Raw genomic sequence first — 529 nt, 5'->3', positions numbered from 1 at the left:
TGGCCGAGAAAATAAAATGGCAACAACCATGAACCACAATGCATTGACTGCACACATCCAAACACCATAAAAAATTTGAAGTTTCATCGGTGTCGTTGGATGAACCAAGGTTGTAAATATAGCCAGAAAAAATAGGGTCGCTTTCGGATTAAGGGCATTCGTCATAAACCCGGTCATAAATGCCTTCCATTTGCTTAAAGGAAGGCTGTCTATATTTTCTGTTGAAGCATCATAATTAAAGGGCTGAGTACGCAATAAACTCCACCCCAAATAGATTAAATACATTGCTCCACAAATCTGTAAAGAAAACAGCAGCCATGAACTTTGCTGAATGATTATGCCTAGCCCAACAAGGGTATATAAAACATGGATTGAAATCCCTGCGCCTATTCCTATCGCGGTTAGGCATCCAATCAAATATCCATAACGGACACTGTGCCTTACGGTCACTGCAAAATCTGGACCCGGTAAAAGCACTGCAAGAAAATGAACTAAAGCCAAACCTAAAAACTCTGAACCATATTGCGCC

Annotated in this window: 1 protein-coding gene; it reads right to left on the bottom strand. The window is 40.6% G+C overall.

Annotation, left to right across the window (positions count from 1 at the left end):
- Window positions 1-529 (bottom strand): LysE family transporter (locus tag RR876_RS17295; protein WP_332637216.1); only part of this gene is annotated, 529 nt, incomplete at both ends.

The sequence above is a fragment of the Acinetobacter sp. genome, assembly GCF_036666595.1.
Classification (GTDB): Bacteria; Pseudomonadota; Gammaproteobacteria; order Pseudomonadales; family Moraxellaceae; genus Acinetobacter.
The sequence above is the reverse complement of the archived record's forward strand: the minus strand, read 5'-3'. Positions and strand labels throughout refer to the sequence as shown.